This is a genomic window from Mesorhizobium sp. M1A.F.Ca.IN.022.07.1.1 (genome assembly GCF_003997575.1).
Classification (GTDB): Bacteria; Pseudomonadota; Alphaproteobacteria; order Rhizobiales; family Rhizobiaceae; genus Mesorhizobium.
Window position 1 is genome coordinate 1 of record NZ_RZST01000433.1, and the last position, 4,240, is coordinate 4,240.

Annotated in this window: 4 protein-coding genes and 1 pseudogene; 4 read left to right on the top strand and 1 reads right to left on the bottom strand. The window is 63.1% G+C overall.

The window, feature by feature from the left end; genetic code table 11:
- The 3 genes from EOA75_RS29700 to EOA75_RS29710 form a co-directional block, all read left to right on the top strand.
- A partial coding sequence (locus EOA75_RS29700; protein WP_164747654.1) for an ATPase, T2SS/T4P/T4SS family occupies window positions 1–519 on the top strand: 519 nt, incomplete at its 5' end.
- Between the two features lie 131 nt (window positions 520–650).
- Complete coding sequence (locus EOA75_RS29705; protein WP_066996441.1) at window positions 651–1,664, top strand: type II secretion system F family protein; 1,014 nt, start codon at window positions 651–653, stop codon at window positions 1,662–1,664.
- 13 nt (window positions 1,665–1,677) lie between these two features.
- Window positions 1,678–2,694, top strand: coding sequence for a type II secretion system F family protein (locus EOA75_RS29710; RefSeq protein WP_066996444.1), 1,017 nt, complete (start codon window positions 1,678–1,680; stop codon window positions 2,692–2,694).
- A gap of 186 nt (window positions 2,695–2,880) precedes the next feature.
- Here EOA75_RS29710 and EOA75_RS29715 read toward each other — a convergent pair whose 3' ends face one another.
- Window positions 2,881–3,708: a tetratricopeptide repeat protein gene (locus EOA75_RS29715; protein ID WP_127325816.1), complete on the bottom strand. Its 828-nt coding sequence runs from the start codon at window positions 3,706–3,708 to the stop codon at window positions 2,881–2,883.
- Between the two features lie 122 nt (window positions 3,709–3,830).
- On the opposite strand from EOA75_RS29715, the pseudogene EOA75_RS29720 reads away from it, so the two are divergent.
- Window positions 3,831–4,240 (top strand): annotated as a pseudogene (locus EOA75_RS29720) (leucyl aminopeptidase family protein); the annotation flags it as partial.

Sequence of the window (4,240 nt, forward strand, 5' to 3'; positions counted from 1 at the left end):
GGCGAGGTGACCATGCGCGATCTCGTCAAGAACTGCCTGCGCATGCGGCCCGAACGGATCATCGTCGGCGAGGTGCGCGGACCGGAAGTGTTCGACCTTCTGCAGGCGATGAACACCGGCCATGACGGCTCGATGGGAACGATCCACTCCAACAGCCCGCGCGAATGCCTGAACCGTATTGAATCGATGATCGCCATGGGCGGTTATTCGCTGCCGCAGAGGACGGTGCGCGAGATCGTCGTCGGCTCGGTGGACGTGATCATCCAGGCGGCTCGTCTGCGCGACGGCTCGCGCCGCATCACCCACATCACCGAGGTGATCGGCATGGAAGGCGACGTCATCATCACCCAGGACCTCGTCCTCTACAACATCAAGGGCGAGGACGCGAGCGGCCGTCTGATCGGCGAGCATGTCTCCACCGGCATCGGCCGGCCGCATTTCTGGGATCGTGCCCGCTACTATGGCGAGGAGCAGCGCCTCGCCAACGCGCTCGAGGCCATGGAGAAACGCGCTGACTAGAGCAATTCCAGGAAAAGTGCGTAGCGGTTTTCCGTCCGGAATTGCGTAAAAACAAATACTTAGAGCGGGTCAGCGCTTTTGTAAAAAGCTGAACCGCTCTGGTGCATCTGGAGGTGTAGGGGCCCCGGTCGATGTTCGGAATTGACACCACGGTTCTGGCTTTCGTCGTGCTCGCGGGCCTCAGCGCCGGCGCGATAGCCTATGCCTTCCTGTTCAAGCGCATCGATAACGAGAAGCAGGCCGGCAAGCGCCTTGAAACGATCAAGACGGCCGAGACCGACCGATCGGTGGTGAAGGCTACGCGCGACCGCGCCGCGGAAGCGGTCAGACGGCGCAAGACGCTTCAGGATTCGCTCAAGCAGCTCGATGAAAAGCAGAAAACCAATGACCGCAACGTCAAGAAACCGCCGCTGAGGGCCCAGATCCGCCAGGCCGGCATGACCGTCTCCCTCGAGCGCTTCTACATCTACTCGGTGATCTGCGGCATCGTGCTTACGATCCTCGCCTTTCTTGCCGGCGCGCCGTTGCTGGTCCTGCCCGGCGCTCTCTTGGCCGGAGCCCTCGGCCTGCCGCGCTGGTTCGTCTCGTTTCGTCGCGCGCGCCGGGTGAAGGCCTTCCTGGAGGAATTCCCGAATGCCCTCGACATCATCGTGCGCGCGGTGAAGTCCGGTCTGCCGCTCAACGACGCGATCCGCCTGATCGCCAACGAATCCCCGGAGCCGGTCCGCTCCGAATTCCGCCGTATCGTCGATTCCCAGCAGATGGGTATGTCGATCCCCGATGCCACGATGCGCATGTCCGAGACCATGCCATGCACCGAGGCCGGCTTCTTCGGCATCGTCATCCAGATCCAGTCGCAGGCCGGCGGCAATCTGTCCGAAGCGCTGGGCAACCTTTCGCGCGTGCTGCGCGACCGCAAGAAGATGAAGGCCAAGGTACAGGCGCTGTCGATGGAAGCAAAGGCATCCGCCGTCATCATCGGCGCCCTGCCGTTCGTCGTCGCCTTTCTCGTCTATCTGACAAGTCCGAACTACATCATGCCGCTATTCACCACCAGCGTCGGCAATCTGATCCTCGGCTGCTCCGGCGTCTGGATGTCGATCGGCATCCTGGTGATGCGCAAGATGATGAACTTCGAAGTGTAGGGACGCGGATCCAATGACAGACCAGGTCGTCAAGACGCTAACCGATCCTTCGTTTCTTATCGCGCTCCTGGTCGGCATCGCGGTTTTTGCGACCGTCTTCACGCTCATGCCTGCGCTTGGCGGCAATCAGCTCAAGGCGCGCATGAAAACCGTGGCGCTCGAGCGTGATGAGCTGCGCGCCAAGCAGCGTCAGCGGCTCGCCAATGAAGCCGATCGCCGCCGCAAGGGTTTGCGCGAGGAACAGTCGATCGGCATGCGCAACATCGTCGAACGGCTGGATCTCAAGCGCGCGCTTGCCGACGAAGGCACGCTGCAGAAGTTGAAAGTTGCAGGCTTCCGCGGCCAGAATCCGCTGACGCGCTTCCTGTTCTTTCGTCTGATCCTGCCCTTTGTCGGATTCGCGCTCGCGGCGATCTACCTGTTCCTTCTCGGCGGTCTGGCGCAGCAGCCTGCCTTCATCAAGCTGTTCGTCTGCATTCTTGTAGCCTATGGCGGCTTCTATGCGCCGATCCTCTACGTCAACAACCGCGCCACCAAACGCAAGCAGTCGATCCAACTGGCATGGCCGGACGCGCTCGACCTGATGCTGATCTGCGTCGAATCCGGCATGTCGGTGGAAGCAGCGCTTCGCAAGGTCGCCGACGAGATCGGTACTCAGTCCGTCGCCCTCGCCGAGGAATTCGTGCTCACCAATGCCGAGCTCTCCTATCTGCAGGACCGCAGGGTCGCTTACGAGAACCTGGCAAGCCGCACCGGCCTGGATTCCGTGAAGGCGGTGACCCAGGCCCTGGTCCAGGCGGAGCGCTACGGCACGCCGGTGGCGCATGCGCTGCGCGTGCTCGCCTCAGAAAGCCGCGACATGCGTATGAATGCGGCCGAAAAGAAGGCCGCAGCACTGCCGCCGAAGCTCACCGTGCCGATGATCCTCTTCTTCCTGCCGGTTCTGTTCGCCATCATTCTAGGGCCGGCCGGCATCCAGGTCAGCCAGCGCGGCATCTTTGGCGATCAGCACAATTCCAGCAGCCAATAGGCGAAGCCATCGAAGTCATGACAGAAGCCGCGTGGCAGGCGCCGCGCGGCTTTGCTGTCTGGCCCAGCCTTGAAGCAATTCCAGGAAAAGCGTGTAACGGTTTTCCGTCCGGAATTGCGGAAAAAACAAACAGCTAGAGCAACTCGCGGTTTCCGTAGAACGATGACCTCTGTAGGTGCCGGGCAGTCAGTTGGTCGCGACCTTCGCCTTGCCCTTGTCCTGATCCTTGAGTTGGCTCCAGGCATTCTGCTGCGCAAGCATCTGGCGCAGATAGGCGATATTGGCCTGCGCCTGCTCCGGCGAAAGCTCCTGCGAGGCGATCTTTTCGGCCTCGTCGAAACGACCCTGCAGGCCGACGACCAGCGCCAGGTTCTGCCGCACCCGGCTGTCGGCGTTGGGTTGCTGCGCGGCCGAGCGCATATAGGTCTCGGCGGTGCGCAGATCCCCCTCCAGCACATAGGACATGCCGAGATTGGAAAGGATCGAGGGTTCGTTCGGCTTGAGCTCGTGCGCCTTCCGGTAGTCCTGACGTGCCTCGTCCCGCTGCCCCATCTGGTCAAGGATGGCGGCTTCCGCCGAAACCAGGCGCCAGTCCGGATATTCCGGCGTCTGCGCGCGGCGCACCGCATCGAGCGCCTGCTCGAACTGCCCGTTGGCGGCAAGCGCCTTGCCGTAGGCGGCGAGCACGTCGCGGTCCTTGGGGTAGGCGATCGCGAGCTTGCGCATCACCGCCAGCGACTGGTCGGCGTCGCCATCCATCTGCAGCGCCGCGGCATAGTTGGTGGCGATGCGTTTGTCATTCGGGTTCCGGGCGTAGGATTCGCCGAGCCTGGTCGTGGCGCTGTGCAGTTCGCTGGCCGACATCGTTTCGAGGGGCCGGTTGTCGGAGCGGGAAATGGAGCCGGTCGTGAACTTGCTGGTGCTGCCGCAGCCGGCCACGCTGGCCGCCAGCACCGCCAGCAATGCCGTGGTGACCAGACGCTTGCTTGTGAAGGTCAACGCTTTGAGCGGCATCGGCGCCTATCTCCATTCCTGCGCGGCCATTAAGCTGGCCGTCTTCCCTCCCACAGAAATATTCTGTTAACCCTAACGGATCGTTAAGAAGCCGACTCGCTGTGCCGGCCGGAGACCATCGAATGCCTGTCGAACTCGTTGACAAGAAACCGGAAGCAGCCTTGCCAGTCTACCTGGTGGGAAAGGATGGCCTCGACGGCACTGGCCTTTCCCCTTCCGTCATCGCCTGGGCACGGGCCAACGGCTTTTCCGGCGAGGCGGGCCGCACGCTCGTTCTGCCGGGCGAAGGTGGCGGTCTCGCAGGCGCGCTGTTCGGCACCGGCGACAGCGAGAGCCAGCTTGCCGTGGGCGCCCTGGCGCGGTCGCTGCCCGAGGGTGAATGGCATTTCGCCCCGGATCTGCCAGCGCCCGATCTTGCGGCGCTGGCCGTCGTCCTCGGTGGCTACGCCTTCACCCGCTACGGCAAGAAACCCGGCAGGGCGTTGCGCTTCGCGCTGCCGTCGGGCGCCGACGGCGCGCATGTGCGCCGCAC